This is a genomic window from Mesorhizobium sp. U510 (genome assembly GCF_059180695.1).
Window position 1 is genome coordinate 2,266,227 of record NZ_CP180532.1, and the last position, 21,917, is coordinate 2,288,143.

Consider the following 21,917-nt stretch of genomic DNA (forward strand, 5'->3'; position numbering starts at 1 on the left):
TAATGGCCTCATCGAGAGCTTCATGTATGGACGGCCCCTGAGTTGCAAGGCTCGTAGTGAGGTTTAGGCAGCGCTCGGGTCGGGTGCGTTCATGTATACGGCCTGTTGATGCGGCCCTTGCTCATGACCGCTGGCCCTGATGGAGTTCGCGGATCGACGCCTCATCAACGGGTCGCGCTCGTGGCGCCCAAAGCTCTGCGGGCTTTGTCGATCCCCGGTCCGCCCGGTTGTGCCATCACCTCACGTTCGCCCTCGCAACCTGTGAACCTCGTCGATTAACCTGCTCCTTACAGCGCCGCCTGAGCTGGCGAGCGGAAGGGTTGCTCGCGCACCATCAGGGCCCAGGCGATCCGCGCTATCTTGTTGGCCAGCGCGATGATGACGACCTTAGGCGGACGGCGCTGCTGCAGTCCGCGGATCCAGTTCTCGCCCGCTGCGGCGCGCGCCTTCGCAAACCGGATCACGTTGCCGGCGCCCACATTAAGCAAGTGACGGATATAACGGTCGCCGCGCTTCGATATTCGCCCCAGCCTGTCCTTGCCGCCGCTCGAATGGCTCTTGGGTGTAAGGCCAAGCCAGGCGGCGAACTCACGACCCGAGCGGAACATGGTGGGATCGGGCACAGTACTCGCGATTGCCATAGCCGTGATCGGGCCGACGCCCGGGATGGAGGCGAGCCGCCGGCTGACGGCTTGGGTTCGGTGGATCGCGACAAGCTGCATCTCGATCGCGTCGATCTGCTTCCATGTGCTAGCGAGCTGCTCGACAAGCAGGTTCAGCGCGTCGCGCGCGAGAGGCGGCACGGACGGGTCATGCAGTTGCGCCGCCAGCTTCTCAACGCGATGGATACCTTGGGGTGCAATGATGCCGAACTCGGCGAGATGCGCGCGCAGCGCGGTGGCGAGCATCGTGCGCTGGCGCACGAGCAGCTCGCGAGCCCGGTGCAACATCAGCATGGCCTGTTGGTCGGCTGACTTCACGGGCACGAAGCGCATGGTTGGACGCGTGAGCGCCTCCGCTATTGCCTGTGCGTCGGCGGCATCGGTCTTGTTGCGTCTGACGTAGGGCTTCACGTAGGCCGGCGGCATGAGCCGCACAGAGTGGCCGATCGCGCTCAACTCACGTGCCCAGTAATGTGCCGTTGCGCACGCTTCAAGGCCCACAACGCAGGGCGGCAGAGCTCGGAAATAGTCGAGAACCTGCGCTCGTCGCAGCTTGATCTGAGCAACTGTGCGACCTGCCGCATCGGCGGCATGCACTTGGAAAACCTGCTTTGCGATATCGAGTCCAATGACGCTGATCTGCATCGGAAGCCTCCTGCTGACTGGTATGCACCGGCCGCCATTATGCCACGCCGATGCCGGGGTGCAGGGGCCGTCCATCCCATCAACGGCCGACTGCGCGATGAACTACTCAACGAGACGCTGTTTACCTCGCTGGCTCAGGCGCGCGTAGCCATCGCCCTGTGGCGCGCCGACTACAACACCGCGCGGCCGCACTCCCAAATCGCCTGGCAGACACCGGCCGAGTTCGCCGCCACCTTCAATCCGCGACGGTCGCTCGCGCTGCGCTATGCCAAAGGCTCCACGCCAGCGACCGTCGCTTCACCCGCCCAGCAGGGCACAACCCACGCCGGAAACGAACTCAAAACTGGATAGAAACTGGGGGCAACGTCAGCGCGGATCATGGCTGAGAGCCGCGTGCCCACGCGCGCGTGAGCGATGTCGCAAGGGGCATCGGGACTATGCGGTTCTGATGATGCTGGCCAAGCTCGGCTTGCGTGGCAGCGAGGTTGCGGCCCTCAGGCTTGACGACATCGACTGGCGGTCAGGCAAGATGCTCGTCCATGGGCAAGGCACCGGCTCCAAATCTGACATAAGCGCTGCGAACAGTGACTCTGGCACCTCTACGAACAGTATTGGTAGCAAGAGGCACTGGCTGTGGAATGCCGTCGACTAAGACGGCTATATCCTCGAGACACGGGCGGTCGCCAACGCGGCCAGGTGCTCGCTCACCCGTCTTCTCAAAGCTGTCCGCCCTGGCGCATGATTACTGACAAACTCGGCTCCCTACAACGCCGCCCGACCTCAGATTATGCCGCGATCTCACCCTGCGTCATAGTCTCTTCAGCCAAGCCGCGTTTCCGTCGAACCGCGCGCCGCGGACGCTGCGGGCCAGCGAACAGCCGGTTCGCAACAGCCTCAAGATGTCAATGCCGCGGCTGCCGACGGCACATCAAGAGCGATCCAAACGTGGGACTAGCTGCCGGGAGACAAGACGCAATGCAGGTCGAACCTATGTATTCAATTTTCGTTATTGTATCGTTGTCTCAGCGGCCAGAGCTCTCCGAGTTTGGCAGCCGTGGACATTACCGAGGACGCTATTTCCTCGTGCCGCTCTGCAGTTACGCGCGAACTCGGACCCGCGACGCTGACGGTGCCGACCGTTTGGCCACCTCTGTCTATCGCTGCAGCGATTGCAACAACACCAATCTCGACCTCCTCCCTGGAAATCGCCCAGCCTCTATTAAGAGTCAGCTTCAGCTCCTCCATAAACTCTTCCACCACGACGATAGACCGCCTCTCCCCATCACGAGCGCTGTCACTAATAGCGATGCGAATTGCGTCTGTCGGATCTAACCTCGATAGATATGCCTTGCCATTGGCTGTTGTCGCTAAGCGAACCCTGGCCACCATTTCGGGCTGGTATTTCAAACCGTTCCGAGCGCCTTGAACTTGGATAATCCAAGTCAACGTCTCACTCTGCACGACCGCCATACGAACGAGCTCCCCGCTCTCGGCGGCCAATTCCTCTATCACAGGCTGGCAAACGTCAGTCAGGTGTGTGGCACTTAAAAAGCGCTGTCCAAGAATGGCAAGTCGGAGGGTGAGCTTGTAAAAACCCGTTTCCGGCACCTGCTCAACCCAGCCCTTTTCGGACAGAGTATTGAGCATCCGGTGAGCAGCACTTTTTTGCAAATCGAGCCTTTCAGCAATTTCGCCAAGCCGCATTGCAGATGCCTCGGTTGCCAACAACTCAATCACCGCGAAACACCGCTCCACAAGCGAGTTTACGATCCGCATGAACCATCTCCGATATCGTTCAAATAAGAATTTAGACCTAGACACTATGTACGTTGGAGTTATTGAGGAACTTTTCTGACGAAATACCGGTAGATGAACGTTTAGCTGCTCTTAAATGTCGATCTGTCCCCGCTTAGATTTTACAAACTTGGAGTTTCACAAAGAGTTAGACGCTTCCGAAGAAGTCACCCACAACTGAGCTATGCGTCGCTTACTAAATTGGGCGGCGATCGAAACTGTAGAACTTGTCCTCTGCCACGGCGAAGTCCTGAAATGGCGAACGAGAGTCAGAACGAATCTGCCCGCGGCCTGGACCTGCCCGGGACCCTAGGAGGCGTCACCGGCGAGGAGGTTAAGGATACCCCCGCGCCAGTCGGTTACGCGCCGACGATCGGCTGAAAGCCTGCCGTTGTCGTAGTCGCTGCTCATCGGAGAGAAGCATGTCACGGTTAGCGATAATCACAAAAGATTTGCCATCGGCTAACCCACCGCGCATTTGTTCAGGTTGCGATGCGTGTCTTCAGCTCGTAGAATTGATACACTCTCCCTCCTTCGGGAAGGACCCCTCGAGCGATCAGCTTGATGGCATATCCATTTGCCTTTGCCAAGTCGGACAAAGTGGTGACGCGGTCGCCTTCGGCAAATTCCAGGAGTAATCGTCCGTCTTCCGCGAGATGCGCGGGGGCTTGTTCCAGAAAACTGCGGAGCATCTTATATCCGGGATCGAAGACGCCTCGCTCAAGCTCATTGGCGCATTCATAGTCTTCTGGAACGTAAACGTCTGGAAAATTCCAGTAAATCGTGTCGAATTTTTGAGAGGCCTCCACAGCAGAGAAAATGTCGCTTTGCATAACTACAATGTTGTCGGCGTGATTTCGTTCAGCGTTCTCTCGGGTATTTGCGACCGCGCGAGGATCTAGGTCGACCGCGACGACGACGGCAGCTCCGTTCTTCGCCAGGTAGATTGAGGGCAGACCGAAGCCGCAGCCGATTTCAAGGACGCGCTGTCCCCTGACGGATGGAAAGTTCTCTACAGACCACCGCCATGAGAAGAAGTGAGACGGTGGGAACACACCTTCATGAACGATGAGATCCAACCCGAATGCATCCATAAAGTATGGGTAAGTCTGGTTCTGACTATCAGCAAGACGGCATTTCAGCTGATCGATTTCGCTCACCATGCTCATGCGCGCACTCCTCGTAGCTGATGGACAATCGTGTAGCAGGCCGGTTTGGCATGCGATGGCCAAAGCTTGTGCCCAGAGGGATATTAGCAGGGTGCGGGGCAGAATTCTTGAATTGCTTGTGATGTTTTGAGTATAAATTGCGACACTAATACTACCGTTTCATAAAACTGTGTTGGTAGCGTGGGACATCGTGGCAGTCGCCGCGCCAATGCGTGGGCGAGTCTAATCCTGATGGTGGCGATTGAATTGCTTACGTGGCATTCGGGACGGAGCGGTGGCGCCGCGGGTCGATAATCTTCGGGTAGCGCAGGTGCCTTGAGGAGCGGCGCTGCGCGTGGGGCTGAGGGGAAATCAGACGCTGTTCGGAGACCAGAAATCCGTAAGCAGCGATCACGAGCGTGGCGTGGGAGATGGAAGCCGCCCCAACCTCGGCCTTCATATGGCCAAGGTCGATCTCCTGCTAGAGTTCATGATAGTCCCGTTCAATCCACCATCTCAGCTTGGCCTGATCGACGAGGTCGGCGAGCTCGGTATCTTCCGGCAAGGTCGAGAGCCAGTACTTGGTCGGCTCGACCTCGCCCTACGGCCACTCGATCAGGAACCATTCCTCAACTCGTGGTGCGGAGCGCCAGTAGTCGAGATGGGCTGGGCGGACGCGGACGGCGGCAAAGCGTTAGGCGAGCGGCGCCTTGGAGCCCTCGCGCTAGGTGATGCGGCGCCGGGCGTCTTCGGGCAAGGCGCCAATTCCTTGGCGGAAACCGGCGCGTGCCCGGGCTGGCGCCAGACGAGCGAAGACGGGCGACCGCGACCGCTCCATGGCTTGGGCGGCAGTGGTTGCGTCCCCGGCGACCACAGGGCGGATCGAGGTCTGGACACCGACGACCTATGGGAAGCCCATCTCCGTCAGCTCGGTGCGCAAGGAGGTGGCGCGTTGCGCCTTCGCTGATCCCCAAGCGCCCGGGCGAGCGCGTCAAGACGAGCCGGCGCGACGCGGTCAGTCTGGCGCGGCTGCTGCGGGCCGGAGAATTGAAGGGAATCTCGGATTCCGGACGCGGTGCATGAAGTGGTGCGCGATCTAGTGCGGGTGCGCTCCGCGGCGAGCGAGGATCTGCGCAAGAAGCGCCAGCAGCTTCTGTCGTTCCTGCTGCGCCATGGCCGGGTCTTTACCGGACGCAAGAACTGGACCCGGACCCATGCCCGCTGGCTGGCGGCGCAAAAGTTCGACCACCCGGCCCAGCAGATCGTGTTCCAGGACCAGGTCGACGTGATCACCGATGCGCAGGACCGGCTGGAGCGGCTGGATGCACAACTGGCCGAGCTGGTGCAGAGCTGGTCGATGGCGCCGGTGGTGACGGCCTTTCAGGCGCTGCGTGGTTTGTCCTTCATCGTCGCCGTCACTTTCGTCAGCGAAGTCGGCGATGTCCGCCGGTTCGACACTCCGCGGCAGCTGATGGCCTTTCTCGGCCTGGTGCCCTCGGAGCGTTCGACCGGCGAGACGGTGAAGCGCGGGGGCCTGACGTTGACCGGCAATCGGCGCGCACGCCGCGTCCTGATGGAGGGCGCCTGGAGCTACCGCTATCCGGCCCGGGTGACGGAAACTATTCGCATCCTCCTCGAGGGTCTGCCGAAGGCCGCCTGGAAGGCGCAGACGCGGCTTTGCGCGCGCTACCGGCGCCTGACGGCCTCTGGCAAGAAGAGACCGATCGTCGTGGCGGCGATCGCCCGCGAGATGGCAGCTTTCCTGTGGGCCATCGGCCACCAGGTCGAACCGGTGCGTTGAGATGCGGTGCGCTTCTTCATCGAAGATCAGGATCCCGACAAGCGCGCCCCCGGCGCGGGCGCCGCCGGATTGAAGGCTCTGCCCGCGCCGAATCTCTCGGCGGAAAAACCGGGCAGCACGGCGACGGGATGTGGCCACGGTGGGGAACTCCCGTCCCTAACTATGTGGCTGGGCATCAGCCCAACGCCCGATACTAGACAGGGATAGCCCAGGACGGATTACGGAAGTGCGGTAACCAACCCGCGGATAAGAGCTGGATCAACCGTCGTCTCAAGCCCATCCCGTCTCCGTGCTGCCCTCATCAATGACAAACAAAACCTGTGGCAAAAGGCATAGGGCGAAAAAGGTCATCCATCATTCTTGACCACGGTCATAAGAGTTAACCGACGAACGGATAATGGACGACGCCTTCTCGGCAATTGCCATTGTTACCGCATGCGTATTGACAGACGATGCTATTGGCATGACCGACGCATCGACAACCCGCAGTCCCTTCACTCCGTGAACGTGGAGTTTAGGATCGACAACGGCTCTTTCATTAACCCCCATTCGACAGGTGCTTGAGAAGTGAAGAGCAGACGTACCATATTCTCGTACATAATCCAGCAGCTCCGCGTCGCTTGTTATTGGAAGGCCTGGCAGGGTTTCGCAAACGCTAAATCGAGCGAGTTCGGGCCTCTCGAACAGTTTGCGGGCTAATCTTATGCCTGCCAAGAGGACTTCACTGTCCAAATCTGCCGAGAGATGGCCGAGCGATATTGCAGGGGGGACATTCGGGTCAGCGGAAACGATACTCACACGTCCACTGCTTTCAGGAAATGATTGCCATAAGCCTACTGTCATGCCCGGCACCGGCTCAAGTTTGCCTAAGCCAGCGTAGCTTCCTGGAGTGAAGCTCAATTGGAGGTCGGCAGCGACCCCACCCTCCAGGCTTCGAGCGAAGAGAACTGCATTGCTCGCCCCTAGGGACATGAGACCTCCTCCAAACAATACATATGCCAACGACTCGCGCAAAAGTCGCCACCCCCGTGCCCGCTCATTGAGGGTTGCGCACCCTTGAACTCGGTGCGCGACCCTAACAAGGAAGTGATCCTTTAAATTCTCGCCAACACCAGCCGCATGATGCACCAACGGAATGCCGTATTTCGATAGAAGGTTGGCGTCGCCAACGCCGGACAACTGCAATATTTGTGGTGACTTGAGAGCTCCTGCGGCGAGGATAACCTCCCGCCTTGCCTTCACGTGGAATAGATGGCCAGCCCTTAGGAATTGGACCCCTACCGCACCACGAGCTTCAAAAAGTACGCGCGTGCACAGCGCATTTGTCATCAATTGAAAGTTTGAACGCCCCATCGCCCGCTTCAGGAAGGTTCTTGAAGTGCTTGCCCTAAAACGACCTTGGCGATTCTGCTGAAACCATCCGACACCGACATCACGGGGAGCATTGATATCCGCCAGCATGGGAAAACCGAGAGACTTGGCGCTCTCGATAAACGCCGAAGATAGCGGATGACGGATTGCCAAAGCCGCCACCGGCAGAGGGCCACCAGTTCCCCGGTCTACCGAATGGCCACCATCGTAATGCTCAATCGATCGGAAGTGGGGCAATAGCTCATCGTAGCTCCAACCCGTGCATCCGAGGTGAGCCCAGCGATCATACTCCTCCGGATACCCGCGAACGAACAGCGTTCCGTTTATCGAACTGCTACCTCCCAAAACCTTTCCTTGAGGTAGATCAAGCCTCCGACCATTGAGCTCCGGACACCGTTCACTGCGGAATCTCCAGTTGATAGTTCTGTCATTTTGAAGCTTGAGAAACCCGGCTGGCACATAAATCAATGGATTCTTGTCAACTGGACCCGCTTCAAGGAGCAGGACTCTGAAGCGGCCATCTTCAGATAATCGGTCAGCAACAACGCTGCCGGCTGACCCTGCCCCAACAATGCAAAAGTCGCATTCAATGTGATGGGTTAGTTGCATGTCCCGCCTTAACCGCAATCGCTTATCCCTTTTAATGTGTCGCTGCTTATCATGTCTTGGATCGGAATTTGGGTGGACTAAGTCATTATACCTCCCGAAGGAATAGAGCTCGACCTGCGCAGCCTCCGGGCGCAACAGCTCCATCTTCACCTTACCCCCTGCAGGTTGATGTCGGAGAAGCTACGAAACTTTGGCGCAAGGAAAATGCTTGGTCACCTAACCCAACATAGGGGTAACATGCGCGTATCGCCGCTAGCGCGGAGGACGCAAGCAATCGTGATGTTGCCAGACATTCCTCCATGGTTGTGCAACCCTGCGGCAGCGGCATTTTCGGTAAGCGTGACCATGGAACGACTTCTCCTCTAGTCCGTGACACGTGTTGATAACGTCGCATATACCGTGCCAAGGGAGAAAAGCGTTTAAACACACCGACAGATCTGGCCGTCCTACGTTGCGTACGCGACATAGTCGGAGATCGGACAATACCGAAAGTGGTGAATGGCGGGTGAACCACGTACTCTCCAGAGCACCCTGTCAGCCATATGAAACCTGCGCAATTAGTACCCGGTTCAGAACGACGGAGCTCGACGGCACCACGCCGAGGTTGGCGGCGGCCTGACGGACGGTGACGATGTCGCCGTCGGCGGCCGGTGACTTGGTCTTGCAGATAGGGATCTTCCAGTCGTTGCGTAGATAGCCGACGCGGTTGGCGTCGAACCGTCGAACCGGTGGCTGTACGCCGTTCGACGGCCTCGATTGTTGAGAATGACGACGATCATGGCGTCGGGATAGTACGGTGCCAGCCGCCGCAGCAGCGCTAGCGTATCCTCGTCGGTACGAACCGTCGCCGGCCGCGAGCGCGGACAAGGCGATGGTAGGCGGTTCTTAGCGCCGCCCTTCCGGTGTAGGACGAGATGCGCCGCTGCACCGCCTCGATCAACATGGAGGGTGACCTAATCGAGGAGCATGCAACATCGGTTACCCGGCGTGGTCGTGGATGCGTGCCGTGCGCTCGCCAGTTCTGCCCCTACAGGCGCGGGGACTGGATCCACGGCAACTCGCGACATTCAACCACGTTCGGTATTGTCTGATGTCCGACGATATCGGATACGAGCCGGATCTATCGGATTGTTTTAAGGGGCTTTTCTTTGTTGGCACGGAACATGCAGAATGATCCCCAACCGCCCAGGAACGGAAGAGACAAAAGCGGCGGTGTAGGATGCGTTACAGCTGCACCTGCGGATAACATGCGGCGGTTCGAGGTACGGCGATCAAGCGTTTCTTGAGAACTGACGGGGGAATCGATTGGCCCCTGCAGCAAGACATATGCCCCGGTCAATTGTGCTCGCACAAGGCGGACGTTAAGCGTCTCGGCCACGTTCCGACCGGCGTTCCAAAGTGTCAAGAACATACGAAGATATCGACATAGCGAGGCAAAGTGAGCAATTCCTATAAAATTTCCGAAGCTCTCCTCGGGAGAGCACGTGCTGTTATCCCAGGTGGTGTTTCGAGCGGAAATCGATCGAATTGGACTCCTTTTCCGCTATACTACGCTCGAGGCAGTGGTTCTCGAGTATGGGATGTAGATGACAACGAGTACATTGATTACGTATTGGGGAGGGGACCACTTATTCTTGGGCACGGAGAACCTGAAGTCATAGATGCAGTATGTCGCCAACTCAGAACCGGGCAATTTTTTGCGGGGCAGACAGAGGCCGAGATAGAACTTGCAGAGCTAATCAGCTCGGTTGTAAGTAATGCCGAAATGGTGCGGTTTTGCAACTCCGGTTCAGAGGCAGTACATGCGTGTATCCGGTTAGCTCGATCAGCAACGGGCCGAGAGAAAATTATCAGGTTCGCCGGCCACTATCACGGATGGTACGATGGTATTGCTTGGGGATTTTCGGGGGTCGACGTCCCCCTCGACGACGGGCCATCGTTTCCAGTGCCGATGTCTCTCGGCCAACCATCCTCTGATGCATCCAATATAGTGGCGATTGAATGGAATGACTCGCAAGCAGTTGTAAACGCATTTAGAACGTATGGCGGAGAAATCGCCGCAGTAATTACCGAGCCAATTATGTTCAATGGCTTCTGGAGCAATATCCAGCCTTTTGAAAGATTTCTCGGATTTCTTCGGGAACAATGCAACGCCAACGGCGCGCTGTTGGTTTTCGACGAGGTTCAAACAGGCTTTCGGAGTTCGCTCGGAGGAGCCGCGGAGCACTTCGGCGTCGCCGCCGATCTGAGCGCCTTTGCAAAGGCACTAAGCGGAGGCGTCTGTCTGGCAGCCTTTGCTGGCCGTAAGGAGGTTATGAGGCGCCTTGTTGAAACCAATACCGTGCATACAGGAACGTATAATGCCTACCCACCGGCCGTCGTAGGGGCGTTGAAGCATCTGACCCTCCTTGCGGCGAGTTCCGGCGCAAGGCTTCAGCAGGTCCATCAACATGCAGCGATGCTCGAACAGGGCCTCAGAGACCTAGCAGGTCAAAGTCAGCTACCTCTTCTTGTTCGGGCGAGCCCTGGCGCGATCACTACTGCCTTCAGAGCCGCTGCATCGCCGGTCATCAACCATCGCTCAGCAGCTAAAGGTCTGGATTATAGCCTCCAACGCGCGTGGCACCTCGCATTGCAGGATCGAGGCATCCGGATTACGCCAGAGGGCCTCTGGTACGTCTCGGCAGCGCACTCCGCCAACGACGTAGCAATCACTCTCAATGCTGCGCAGGATGCGCTTCAAAGCCTCTCGTCGCTATAAACACAGGGGACGCATTATGCCCGTATCATCCAACCGTGTCGCTCGCCTCATTTCACCGCGTCGTTTTATCCTGACGTGCGATGCACTGAGCGAGGACCTCCCCGCTGATTTCGTACGAATCAAGATCGAATTCTGTGGGGTCTGCGGGACAGATAGATCGTTCTATCTGGGCCACCGCGACGAAGGCTATCCAATCAGTCTCGGTCACGAGCACTGCGGCAGCATTGTCGCGGTCGGAGATCGGGTCACGAGCTATCAGGTCGGAGATTTTGTCGCGATTGATCCGAATTTTCGTTGCGGTTCCTGTTTCTATTGCAGGACAGGTGCCGGTCATTTGTGCGAGAGCTCGACGGTTAATTGGTATTCAAATCGAGGCTATGCTAAATTCGTCGACATAAGAGCCTCGTATCTTCTTAAGCTTCCGGAATACAGATCTCGCTATCTAGGTGCATTGGTTGAGCCATTATCCGTTGCGATTAATGCCGCAGACATCTCCAAATGCGTGCTGCCTGACGAGGCAACGCTGGTACTAGGCATCGGCGGTATCGGCACGTTGCTGGTCTTCAATCTACTTGAGACACAGGGTGGCGAAATATGGATCCATGACAAGGATCGCCACAAGATGGCCGCCTTGAAGGATCTTTATCCGAGCCGGATCAAGATATTGGACATCGCCGATGACCGTGTGTTCAACGTAGTTTTCGAAGCTACCGGCAGTTCGGACGGCTTCCTTCACGGTTGCGGTCGGTTGGCGAAGCTTGGCAGGCTAATTGTCGTCAGTAGGTACCATTCCAACGAGCCTGCTATCCCCGACAGGCTCCCATGGAAGCAGCCTAACATCTATTTCGTCCATCTGAATGGACATGGTGATTCGTTCGCTAAAGCATCTGCTTTGATGAAAAGGAGCTGGGGGCCGGATCACGACCACTTGCTCAGCTTCCACCCTCTCGGCGATATTGATAAGGTATTCGCTAAATACGGATCTCTACCTGCAAATAAGAAGATAATCTCAATGGAATGATCAATCACTCCAATTACTCATCGGAGAGGCTTCTGGCGATGCCACCGTCGAGGTTCCGCCTAAAGCGAGAGGGACTAACCAGTTTACGAAACTGCAGCACTAATTTAATCAAAAAGTCACGCCCATTTCCTGGTTTATCGCCCATACTGCCGACCCATTCGACCTCACTGCGAGAAACGAAAATCACCGCTTAAACTGGAGGCTGTCATCATGGCGATTGTTAACCCCAAGCCCATAGACCTGCGTCCACGCGGAGATCCTGATCAGCAACATATGAAATATGACAGGAACTATAGTAATAGCAAAATGGCTATGCTTGAGCGGGCAAGGGCCATCATCCGCCAAGAGGCTGCCGCACTGGAAATCCTTTCAAACAGGATCGACGAGCATGTCTGCTCGCTCGCGGATTATATTCTTTCCTCAACTGGCATTGTGGTCGTATGTGGTATCGGAAAATCGCGGCTGGTTGGAGAAAAGATCTCAGCAATTCTCACATCGACTGGCACTCGATCCATCACGCTAGACCCGGTCGATGCCTTGCATGGAGATATCGGCCGCGTGCGCGCGGGAGATGTCATTATTGCGCTCTCCAATTCTGGCGAGACTGCTGAACTTATACACTTCATCCGCGCAGTCCGTCAGCTTCCCGTTACGGTTGCCGCGATCACGGGAGGAGCCAACTCGTCACTAGCGCAGGTCGCCGATTTTGTGGTCGACATTGGACCGATGCAGGAAGCGTGCGCGCTTGGTCTTACACCGACCACCTCGACTATCGCCATGGCGGCAGTGGGGGATGCCCTAGCCCTTATCCTGCAGGAGCGGCGGGGGTTTACGCGTCAGGATTTCGCTCGTCTTCACCCGGGTGGAAGTCTCGGATGGGAGCTGATGCGAGTGCGCGACCTAATGTGGCCGCTTGAAGCGGTTCCAGTCTTCGGGCTGGATACGCCACTGTCGCTGGCCCTCTTGTCGATGTGCCGCGCCCCCCGAAAGTTAGGCGTCGGCGCAGTGCTATCCGAGCGAAGTAAGGTCGTCGGGATTTTGATTGCGGAGTCCCTCGGCCGACTAGTCGATTGCGGCGCAACTCCCGACTTGAATGATCCGGTGAAGCGGCACATGCAGCAGCCGCTCACCGTAATTTCCGCGCACGCATTTCTCGATCAAGCCGTGCAGATCTTCCGTCAGCACGAAATCGAGCAGCTGCCAGTTCACGATGACCAAGAACGGTTTGTCGGGCTGATATCTCGCCAGGACGTCCTGAAACTACGTCCTAAATGATGACACTTTGTGCAAAACGCGATCATCCGAGGGAGGGTCTAGCTCCGCCTCTCTTATACGAAGGCTGAATCAGAATGACTTCGACGATGCGTGCCTTGGCGGATGATTGCGACATCGTGTACCGCTCCGAGCGGCCACAAGATATCTATTGCTACACACCGGGTATTGCCGTCACGGGAGGCCGCAGAGTGATAGCGACCTTTGATCTCGGCGGGGACGGGATCAAGGACCTCCTCGGACCGAAGGGATCTCGCGACCGTGGTACTCGCTTCGGTATGGGCATGGTCTATGTGTCCGACGATCGGGGGCGTTCCTGGGCCGAGCGATGCAGGTTTCCATTCTGGCATGCGCGCCCGTTCGTGGCTGGCGGGCGGCTCTACATTCTTGGTCATGCCGGCGACGTCATGATCATAGCCTCCGACGATGAAGGGGAGACGTGGAGTGCGCCGGTTGCACTAACCTCAAATATGAAATGGCACGGCTCGTCCTGCAACGTCCACTACACCAATAGGTATCTCTACCTCGCCTTGGACGAGCGGCGCGATCTTGCGATCGAAGGATGGAATACAGCAGGTTTGGCACCGCGGGTGCTCCGCGCGAAAATCGACCACGATCTCCTTGACCCCATGAGCTGGACTATCTCGGAGTCCCTTGCATTCAACGAGATAGTCTCGTCCAGCGATATCGATTTGTTTGGGGTTCCGTTCTACAATACCCCAGCGCGAGGTCCGGCCCAGCTTGGAGCGGGACGCCTGTGTTCACCGATGGGCTGGCTTGAACCCAATATCGTTCGGTTCTACGATCCTGCACATCTGTGGCACGATCCGGCCGGGCGGACATTGCACCTCTTTTTGCGCACCAACACGGGCGGAACGGGCTATGCCGCCGTGGCGAAGGTCATTGAGCAGGCTGATGGTCGCCTGACCACGGAATTAGAAACCATGCCGTCGGGGAAAAGGGCGCTTTTCGTTCCACTTCCGGGAGGCCATCTGAAATTCTTTTTAATTTATGATGACAAGACGCGGCTCTACTGGTTGCTGAGTTCACAAGCGACCGACTCTATGGTGCGCCTTACTCATATGTCGGAGGCACGCTACAATTTACCGAACAATGAGCGCCATAGACTGCAACTTCACTTCTCCAGAAACTGCCTCGACTGGTGCTTTGCCGGACTTGTCGCCGCGGGTCAGACCGAGCGTCACGCACGGAACTACGCGAGCATGGCGGTCGACGGCAATGATCTTCTCGTGGTGTGCCGCTCCGGCGATGACGAGGGGAGGGATCCTCAATACACGAACCTGATCACGTTCCATCGCGTCAAGGAATTCCGCAACCTCGTCTATTAATCTTTTGTATTTCTGAAGGTGGGAAAAATGCCCAGGGGCTCGAGCCCAATCGCTATCATCATCCCGGCCCGCTACGGGTCGAGCCGCCTCCTCGGCAAGCCGCTCGCGACGATCACTGGCCGGACCATGATCAATCGTGTCTGGTCTTTGGCCTGTGCCGCAGCAGGCGCTGATGTCGTGTGCGTTGCGACTGACGATGAGCGCATCGCCGAGCATGTCCGAAGCTTTGGTGGTGACGTGGTGATAACCCCGAAGGAATGCACAAACGGCACCGAGCGGGTGCTGGCCGCAGCAAAGATGCTCGCCACGACGCCTGCAGTTGTGGTGAATCTCCAGGGTGACGCGGTCCTTACGCCGCCCTGGGTCATCGCCGCTCTGATTGATAAGATGCGCCAAGACCCAACAGTCGAGATAGCGACTTCCGCGGTCCGGATGGACCAGCGGAGTTATGAAGCCCTACGAACGGCCAAAGGGCGCGGCGAGGTCGGTGGCACGACAGTGACCTTCGACCGGTGCGGCAACGCACTCTACTTCTCGAAATCCATCATCCCGTTCGTTCGCAATGATGGACCAGGTAATAACAAGGATCCGCTGCCTATCTTTCGTCATATCGGGCTGTACGCATACCGCTACGAAACCCTTTGCCGATATGTTAGTCTCGAACACGGTCCCCTCGAACGCTCTGAGAACCTCGAGCAATTGCGTGCGCTTGAGTATGGGATTCCTGTCCGGGTGGTAGAAGTCGACTATGGAGGCCGGACTCACTGGGCTGTCGATAGCCTGGATGACTTGAAGCGCGTTGAGGCAATCATCGCCGAAGAGGGCGATCTCGTTGAGGCGGGCCTAGAGCCCCGATCGGCGGGAGGATCGGCAACACAAAGCGGCGAACGTCCATGATGTTGATCCTCAGCCGTCATGGCAACACGTTTGGGCCCGGCGACAAGATCGCGTGGGTCGGTCGCAGAACCGATCTCGCGCTTACAGCAGAAGGGTGCCGCCAGGCCCAGCATCTCGGCAACGCCCTCTGCCAGTCGGGTGTTATGCTCGGTGGCCTTTACTGCGGACCGCTGCTGCGCACGCGTCAGTATGCCAACATCATCGTGGAGCGGATCGGTGTCGCCCCCGTACCGATTGTCGATTCGAGGCTAGCCGAGATAGATTATGGTGCATGGGAGGGTTTGAGCAGCCAGGAGATCATAGCGCAATTCGGGAAGGAGGAATTAGAGGCGTGGGAACGCAGCGGCGCGTGGCCGGAATCGCCTGGTTGGAGCCCTTCCGAGCCCACGTTGGCACATGGCGTCACGACATTTGTGGAGCACGTCACCCGAACGGGGAAGGATAGAGCGGTCCTCGCTGTAACCAGCAGCGGCGTGCTACGCTACTTCCTGTGGCTCGACGGCAATACACTCAAGGGAAAATTGGAACTTCGGAGTGGCAAGGTCGCCACCGGAAATATTTGCATTCTTGACGTACGGCAGGGGAATTGCCAGGTCCACGCTTGGAACATTGCACCAGATCCGGATTATTTGTCAGAACTAATGAGTAAGGTGCCGCGCAGGGGATCAACCGATACCGTATCCAGCCCTTAGCCTCGCGCGCGGGTTGTGTTGCAAACTTTTGGTAACTGGTCGCGTGGAGGAACCTTGCGTCAATTTTCGCGAGGTTCAAGATGTGTGACCTGATGTGGTGGACGGCCTCCGCTCCCGGCATCGAGGTGCCATAGTGTGGCTGTCGAAAGTCACATAAGGGAGAGCCGTCCATGGAAAGGATTACCACAATTGGTCTGGATATCGCGAAGCATGTATTTCAGGTCCACGGAGTCGATGGTGTCGGGGCGGTCGTCCGCCGCAAGCTTCGCCGCGATGATGTCGTTGGATACTTCAAAGCATTGCCGCCGTGCCTGATCGGCGTTGAGGCATGCGCGACTGGACACCACTGGGCTCGGGTTCTTATGGCGCTGGGTCACGAGGTTCGGCTAATGCCGGCGTCCTACGTCAAGCCATACGTGAAGAGACAGAAGAATGATGCGACCGATGCCGAGGCGATCTGCGAAGCGGTGACGCGACCGACGATGCGCTTCGTTCCGGTGAAGAGCGAGGAGCAGCAAAGTGTGCTGATGCTGCATCGGGTCCGTGAGCTGTTGATCCGCCGCCAGCGGACGATGCTGGTGAACGCCCTGCGCGGCCACCTGGCGGAGTTCGGTGTCGTGACGCGCCAAGGCATTGCGGGTGTGGGCACGCTAATCGCGCTCATCGAAGACCAGGGTGACGAACTCATTCCTCCGCTTGCGCAGGCCGCGCTCCTTCCCCTGATCGGTCAGTTGCGGGAGGTACATGAGAAGATCAGCGAGCTGGACCGCAATATTCATGAGTGGCATCGCTCGAATGAACTGCGCCGACGCCTTGAGACAATTCCTGGCATCGGCCCAATCACTGCAAGCGCGATCGCCGCGACCGTAACGGACGCGCAGATCCCCGTCGCGCGTCGCTAGCTCTGCGAGGCTCGCGAACTTGGCCGTGTCGATACCGATTGGAAAAACCCCGCAGCGAAACTCCCGCCCTTTGACCAGGCAGCTACGGTCTTTCATGAGACGCCCTAAGTTTCGGCGGCGTAGACATTCGGCGAAGTTGTCAAGATCGTCGTCGGTTTGAAAGCCGACAAGGTCATAGAACGAAAGCGCTTCCAGTAATTCTTCGCAGAGCGGCACGGTGGCGAGGATGTCCGCCGGCGGCCATGGTATGTGCAGGAAAAAGCCGATCCGGTTGCGGCAGCCGCGTTCGCGCAGTTCTTTCCCTAGAGGGATCAGGTGATAATCCTGCACCCATATGACGTCGTCCTCGCGGTGGAGCGGCATCAAAGACTCTGCGAAGAGTCGGTTGACGCGGTAGTATCCTGACTTTCTAGCGTCGTTGTATTCGGCGAGGTCGACACGGCAGTGGAAGACCGGCCAAAGAACCCCTGTTGGCGAAGCCGTAGTAATATTCGTCCAGATCCTTCTGCGAGAGATCGGCAAGGGCATAGGTGATGCCGTTGGCCTCCTGCATGGTCGGTGACACCTGGTTCTTCTCGGTTTTCACCTTCCCCGACCAGCCCATCCAAAGGCCGCCCCGTTGCTGGAGCGCTGCGTTCAGCGCAATGGCCATTCCGCCCGGCGGCAATGACCCGTGCTGGTCGGGCAGCGCAACCCTGTTTGACACGATGACCAGTCTACCATCTCCACCGTCCCCAACACTCATAATGTTCTTCATGGTCACTCCGGGACGGTCATCAGGTGGGACAATCTCATTAGGCGTATGGCAGAATAGCGCACACAAATAGGCACTAAGCGGGGCAGGAACTGAGCTCGCAAAGCTTCGGTTTTTGGATCATGTTGCTCCTAAGTTTTTTAACTGAGAGCGTGGGCCGATTCCGTACGACCACAAGTGTGGCGACCGGCGCCCCCGGGTTCGCGATGAGCGCATCAACCTCCCAACTTTCCCAGAGCTTTGTCACCACGTCCACGAATTCGCCCACGCTCAGTTAACGGTCGGCGTGGGTTGGGTGTCGGTCGAAGCCGAAATCCAACGCCGCGACCCGACCATTGGCCAGACAGGCTCTCATTGGCTCCGATCGGCGGCGGATGCGCCTCGTGAAACCTGGCGGGCTGACCGACCGGATTGCCTTCCTGCGCAAGCTGGAAATCGACTGCTTCATCTGGCGGCCATCGATCAACACCCGTGCCGTGCCTTCGACGATCTTGAAGAAGCTCTCGGCATTACCGAAGGAAAGCCAACTGGCCAAACTCTTCGGGAACTCGGCCGCATCGAGCGGTCGCTCTCCATGATCGAATGCTATTCGAGTCCCGCATTGCGCCGGCGATCTCAGGCCCGGTCGTCCTGATGGCGCTGAGAGCAACGGTTATGTGAAACGCGGTCGCAAACCCGGCAGGCCGCCTGGTTACATTCGGCTTGAGCAAGCGCCCACTGACGCGCCCGTATCGGAAGTCGGCGCGCATTCGTCGAGGTTGATCTGCGGCTGACGGAGAGTGACAAGACTCGTATCGCCGATGTTGTCACAATGCTGAGCGAGTATCGGATCCCGCTGCGGCCGACGCGGCGAACGAAGCTAGTTCTAGCGGCGGCTCTCTAGTCTAAGCCGAGGGATGCCATGTCGCGATGCGTTCGCAGATAGTGCAGTGTTCTGCAAGTCAACAGCTCCTATATCGAGATGGCAGCGCCTCGCGGTAGCGCGGGTTCTGCCGGCCGCATCGACTGCCGGCGCCTCCGCCGACCTTGGGCGTGGCAAGGGGAACGCGCGGCGCTAGCTCGGGTTCATTCCGCGGGCGCAGCAGGGCCGAAGAGTGAAGACCTTCTCCAGACAAATGCATCGCCAGACTTATGAATGCAAAAGATGTCGACAGGTCGTTGATCAGACGACACACCATGAGAATGCGTTGATCTCGTCCGCATAAATCCATGACGGTTCGTCATCGAGTCCCAAATGACATTTCAGCTTGGGAGGAACTTCAAACGCCGGCTTCCAAACCTCGGAGCTAGCGCTTCGGACCTGTTGGAGCGAACGAAAACGACAACACTGGTTCACCGAACCGCAATTTCCCACGTCCTCCGATGGCCATCCATTGTGCTTGTACTGTCTACACGACCGATCTTTGCGACCCGGTCGAGACCGCTGACAGACGATTTGCGATATGGGTCTGCGGGGCCTTGGCCGCGACTCCTCGGATGTGGATCCCATTCGCATTTTGTATGAAATCGCCGGCTTTTCCGGTTGGCACAAGCGTTGCAGAGCTTTTTTCGAGAACATTTCGCCTAATGGGTAGGACGCATGAATTGCTGCACAAGCTGCCTGACATGGGGCCGCCGTCAATTTCTAAGGGAAGGAACGTTTGCCGATGCAGGAATGGCCATACCTGTGGCCCTCCCTGCGCAAACTCAGACAAAGTCTGCACTGGGGCTGACACTCATCGAATATCCATCGAACAGGATGAAGCCGAACGAACCCTCGACGTCAGTTACCAGACGGCGCGGGCCGGGCCGCGACATTGTCGGATTCTGGACCACGTGCCTGCACAAGGGCTTCCCATGGAACTACAACGCCGATGACCACTCCTTTAGGTGTCCCGGCCACTACTCACATTGGAGAAAGGTAGCAGATCTGGGACCAGTCGACGGCCAATATTCCTCAATACGAGCTGCGCATTGACGCCGAGGGCGAAATCTACGCCGAGGGAGTCGAGGCTTCTTTACGGCCGCCTGAGCGGCGTATTTTAAGCAAGGATTGGATCATGGCTCATAAAAATTTCGACCGCCTGCCGCATCGTCAATCGGGGAATGCCCGCGCGAAATCTCTATTCGTCGGTGCCACAATGGTTTTGGCGTGCTTGCCTCCGGTCGCCCGGGCTCAGGATATCGAGGCCGGAAAGACAGTCTTCAAAAAGTGTGCCGCCTGCCACAGCGCTGATACCGACGCGAATAAGGTCGGGCCAACCTTGAAAGGCGTTGTAGGCGGACAGTTGGGACCGTCCCGGGCTATTCGTACTCAAAAGCCATGAAGGATGCGGGCGCAGCGGGCCTCGTATGGGATGAGCCGAACCTGATGGAGTATTTGGCCAATCCCAAGGCGAAAGTGCCGGCGAACAAAATGGGGTTCCCTGGCCTCAAGAATCCCGAGGACGTCAAAAACGTCATCGCCTATCTCAAGTGTGTGTCAGGTTAGAAACCTTTGGCCGTTGCGTTTACGAGAACAACGCCAGGAGGGAGCGATCGTGTTTCGTGAAACCTGTTTTGAAAGCCCACTGTTCAGCCGGACAGAGTGGCGAAGCTGTCCCGTTGAGACGGCGGTAGCCGGCGTTGTACGCGTTCTTGAGAACCTGACCCGAACTGCACTCCGGATATTCACGGGAGCACCTGTTCCGTGGACCTTCGACGCCGTGGTCATGCAAGAGCGCTGCGAGCGAATTGACGACACCGTTACGATTCACGAGCGGCCCCGTCGGGGCCATCACATCCGTTTTGCTGGCGAAGACGTCAGCGCCGGCTCGGAACTGATAAGGCGGGGCAAGGGCGTATCCGCCAGGGGATCTAACCTCGTTGGCAGCGGCGGGGATCGCCGACGTCCAAGTGCTTCGAAAAATCCGGATAGGACTGCTCTCGACCGGAACCGAATTAAAGAGCCGGGTGAACCCCTTGAGCACGGTCAGATTTACGATTCCAACCAGATAATGCTGAGCTCGTTGCTGGCGGCTTGTCCTTGGGCGGAAATCGTCGACTTCGGCATGGTCCCTGACTGCCTGGGGTTTCTCAAAGACGTTGTCGCTCGCGCCCTCACGTCCTGTGATGCCCTGGTTACCAGAGGCGGGGTCTCGGCAGGCGAGAGGGCGGCCTCATGGATCGGGTCTCGGCGATCTGGGGCCATGCATTGAGGAATCGACAGCTGTACACTGCACGTCGTACGAAAAGCGGCTGCCGAAAACCTCGGAGTTTATCGATCCTCCTGCGGTGGCTCACCAGGCGGCATATCTACATGGTCCCGACAAAAAAACGATTGGAACATCGTCCGGCTTTGACCCTCAAGAACACGGCTTCCTCTTCTCCGCCTTTGCTGCACCGGCCAAGTATGACGAGCGGCCGCCGCTGACCTGCATGGCCACGCACAGACGCATCGGCGCAGCGAATCTTCTGCGTGTCCGAGGAGCGGAGTTTGACAATGAATAGACGTCAGCGGAAGCCTGCAATCCCGCAGGGCCCGGGTGCCATGTCATTCTTGCGGCGAACGGCCGTGATCACGTCTGACAAGCAGCGTGTGTCGCCGCCCGTTCACCCTCATTTACGCGAACAACTCCTTGTAATCGGTCGTCATCATCCAGTTCGCCCGATCGAGATGGCTTCTCGCGGCTCTCCGCGCGCGTTGCGGCTCTTCCGCCGGATTGATGCCGAGGATGACCTGCGCCATCTCCTCATAGCTTCATCGTCGGCGGACGCATCCAGAAACCTCATGTAGGTCGTGAAGTCCTCCTTGTCGTACGCGGTCAGGCTGTCCGACCAAGGGACTTCATCTTTAAGACCTGATTTAACGTCTGGGTATTTCATCACGATATCGAGCTCCGTAAGCAACTGGTCGAAGACCTCGCTTCGATAGGCTACCCGAGCCCGAGGGAATATCGCCTCAACACGACGTTCCCGATCATGGTCTGCAAGTGCCTGCCGAAGCGATGAGCGCTCCTTTTGGCGATGCAACCCGAGGTTAGGGATGATTGCAAAAGACTGTTTCGGCTGGCCGTCGATTCCGCCGACTGCTCGGCCGTTAACTTCACATAATTTCACATTTTTAACACAGACGAAAGTCGGCCCAGAACTTACGGCCGAAACGCTCGCTTAGGCAGTTGGATGCACCGTAACGGGCAGGCTTCCGCGCCAATTCCACATCTTTTGCCCTTCGGTCCGTCCCCCCGCCCGTCTTGACTAAGTACGAACCTACAGCCTATC

General features: G+C 57.8%; 12 protein-coding genes and 8 pseudogenes. 12 read left to right on the plus strand and 8 right to left on the minus strand.

The window, feature by feature from the left end:
* Positions 1–287 precede the first annotated feature (287 nt).
* Positions 288–1,307: an IS110 family RNA-guided transposase gene (locus tag ACLGL5_RS12815; protein WP_069091206.1), complete on the minus strand. Its 1,020-nt coding sequence runs from the start codon at positions 1,305–1,307 to the stop codon at positions 288–290.
* Positions 1,308–1,385: 78 nt separating this feature from the next.
* Here ACLGL5_RS12815 and ACLGL5_RS12820 point away from each other — a divergent pair.
* Positions 1,386–1,658 (plus strand): annotated as a pseudogene (locus tag ACLGL5_RS12820) (integrase core domain-containing protein); the annotation flags it as partial.
* Positions 1,659–2,303: 645 nt separating this feature from the next.
* Here the strand turns inward: ACLGL5_RS12820 and ACLGL5_RS12825 are convergent.
* From ACLGL5_RS12825 to ACLGL5_RS12835, 3 genes and pseudogenes are all read right to left on the minus strand, one after another.
* Entirely contained in the window at positions 2,304–3,083 is a 780-nt protein-coding gene (locus ACLGL5_RS12825; RefSeq protein WP_069091208.1) for an IclR family transcriptional regulator, read from the minus strand.
* 500 nt (positions 3,084–3,583) lie between these two features.
* Positions 3,584–4,270, minus strand: a complete 687-nt coding sequence (locus ACLGL5_RS12830; RefSeq protein ID WP_069091209.1) for a Rossmann-like fold-containing protein — start codon at positions 4,268–4,270, stop codon at positions 3,584–3,586.
* A gap of 272 nt (positions 4,271–4,542) precedes the next feature.
* Positions 4,543–5,153, minus strand: a pseudogene (locus ACLGL5_RS12835) (transposase family protein); the annotation flags it as partial.
* Positions 5,154–5,200: 47 nt separating this feature from the next.
* On the opposite strand from ACLGL5_RS12835, the pseudogene ACLGL5_RS12840 reads away from it, so the two are divergent.
* Positions 5,201–6,050, plus strand: a pseudogene (locus tag ACLGL5_RS12840) (IS110 family RNA-guided transposase); the annotation flags it as partial.
* A 354-nt stretch (positions 6,051–6,404) separates the two neighbouring features.
* On the opposite strand, the gene ACLGL5_RS12845 reads toward ACLGL5_RS12840, so the two are convergent.
* Positions 6,405–8,174, minus strand: coding sequence for a GMC family oxidoreductase (locus ACLGL5_RS12845; protein WP_083246588.1), 1,770 nt, complete (start codon positions 8,172–8,174; stop codon positions 6,405–6,407).
* Between the two features lie 1,294 nt (positions 8,175–9,468).
* Between ACLGL5_RS12845 and ACLGL5_RS12850 the strand changes: the two genes are divergently transcribed.
* The 7 genes and pseudogenes from ACLGL5_RS12850 to ACLGL5_RS12880 form a co-directional block, all read left to right on the plus strand.
* Positions 9,469–10,791, plus strand: coding sequence for an aspartate aminotransferase family protein (locus ACLGL5_RS12850; protein WP_069091212.1), 1,323 nt, complete (start codon positions 9,469–9,471; stop codon positions 10,789–10,791).
* A 16-nt stretch (positions 10,792–10,807) separates the two neighbouring features.
* Positions 10,808–11,812 (plus strand): zinc-dependent alcohol dehydrogenase, encoded by a 1,005-nt coding sequence (locus ACLGL5_RS12855; protein WP_171903259.1) that lies wholly within the window; start codon positions 10,808–10,810, stop codon positions 11,810–11,812.
* 210 nt (positions 11,813–12,022) lie between these two features.
* Positions 12,023–13,087, plus strand: a complete 1,065-nt coding sequence (locus tag ACLGL5_RS12860; RefSeq protein WP_083246591.1) for a KpsF/GutQ family sugar-phosphate isomerase — start codon at positions 12,023–12,025, stop codon at positions 13,085–13,087.
* Positions 13,088–13,161: 74 nt separating this feature from the next.
* On the plus strand, positions 13,162–14,433 hold the full coding sequence (locus tag ACLGL5_RS12865) for a sialidase family protein (RefSeq protein WP_069091216.1): 1,272 nt from the start codon (positions 13,162–13,164) through the stop codon (positions 14,431–14,433).
* Between the two features lie 27 nt (positions 14,434–14,460).
* Complete coding sequence (gene kdsB, locus ACLGL5_RS12870; protein WP_069091217.1) at positions 14,461–15,330, plus strand: 3-deoxy-manno-octulosonate cytidylyltransferase; 870 nt, start codon at positions 14,461–14,463, stop codon at positions 15,328–15,330.
* The gene (locus ACLGL5_RS12875; RefSeq protein WP_069091218.1) at positions 15,327–16,022 is read left to right on the plus strand and encodes a histidine phosphatase family protein; all 696 of its coding nucleotides are present in this window, start codon (positions 15,327–15,329) and stop codon (positions 16,020–16,022) included. Before kdsB ends, ACLGL5_RS12875 begins: the two co-directional genes overlap by 4 nt.
* A gap of 170 nt (positions 16,023–16,192) precedes the next feature.
* Positions 16,193–16,897 (plus strand): annotated as a pseudogene (locus ACLGL5_RS12880) (IS110 family RNA-guided transposase); the annotation flags it as partial.
* 84 nt (positions 16,898–16,981) lie between these two features.
* Here ACLGL5_RS12880 and ACLGL5_RS12885 read toward each other — a convergent pair.
* Together ACLGL5_RS12885 and ACLGL5_RS12890 are read right to left on the minus strand one after the other, a co-directional pair.
* Positions 16,982–17,452 (minus strand): annotated as a pseudogene (locus ACLGL5_RS12885) (trehalose-6-phosphate synthase); the annotation flags it as partial.
* A complete protein-coding gene (locus ACLGL5_RS12890; protein WP_069091219.1) occupies positions 17,334–17,681 on the minus strand; it encodes a hypothetical protein in 348 nt (115 codons plus the stop codon). The pseudogene ACLGL5_RS12885 and the gene ACLGL5_RS12890, both read right to left, overlap by 119 nt.
* Before the next feature lie 436 nt (positions 17,682–18,117).
* On the opposite strand from ACLGL5_RS12890, the pseudogene ACLGL5_RS12895 reads away from it, so the two are divergent.
* The 3 genes and pseudogenes from ACLGL5_RS12895 to ACLGL5_RS12905 form a co-directional block, all read left to right on the plus strand.
* Positions 18,118–18,300: pseudogene (locus tag ACLGL5_RS12895) on the plus strand (Tn3 family transposase); the annotation flags it as partial.
* A gap of 1,498 nt (positions 18,301–19,798) precedes the next feature.
* Positions 19,799–20,148, plus strand: a pseudogene (locus ACLGL5_RS12900) (c-type cytochrome).
* 49 nt (positions 20,149–20,197) lie between these two features.
* Entirely contained in the window at positions 20,198–20,854 is a 657-nt protein-coding gene (locus ACLGL5_RS12905; RefSeq protein WP_245307065.1) for a molybdopterin-binding protein, read from the plus strand.
* Positions 20,855–21,258: 404 nt separating this feature from the next.
* Here the strand turns inward: ACLGL5_RS12905 and ACLGL5_RS12910 are convergent.
* Positions 21,259–21,521, minus strand: a pseudogene (locus tag ACLGL5_RS12910) (DNA -binding domain-containing protein).
* Positions 21,522–21,917: the final 396 nt, after the last annotated feature.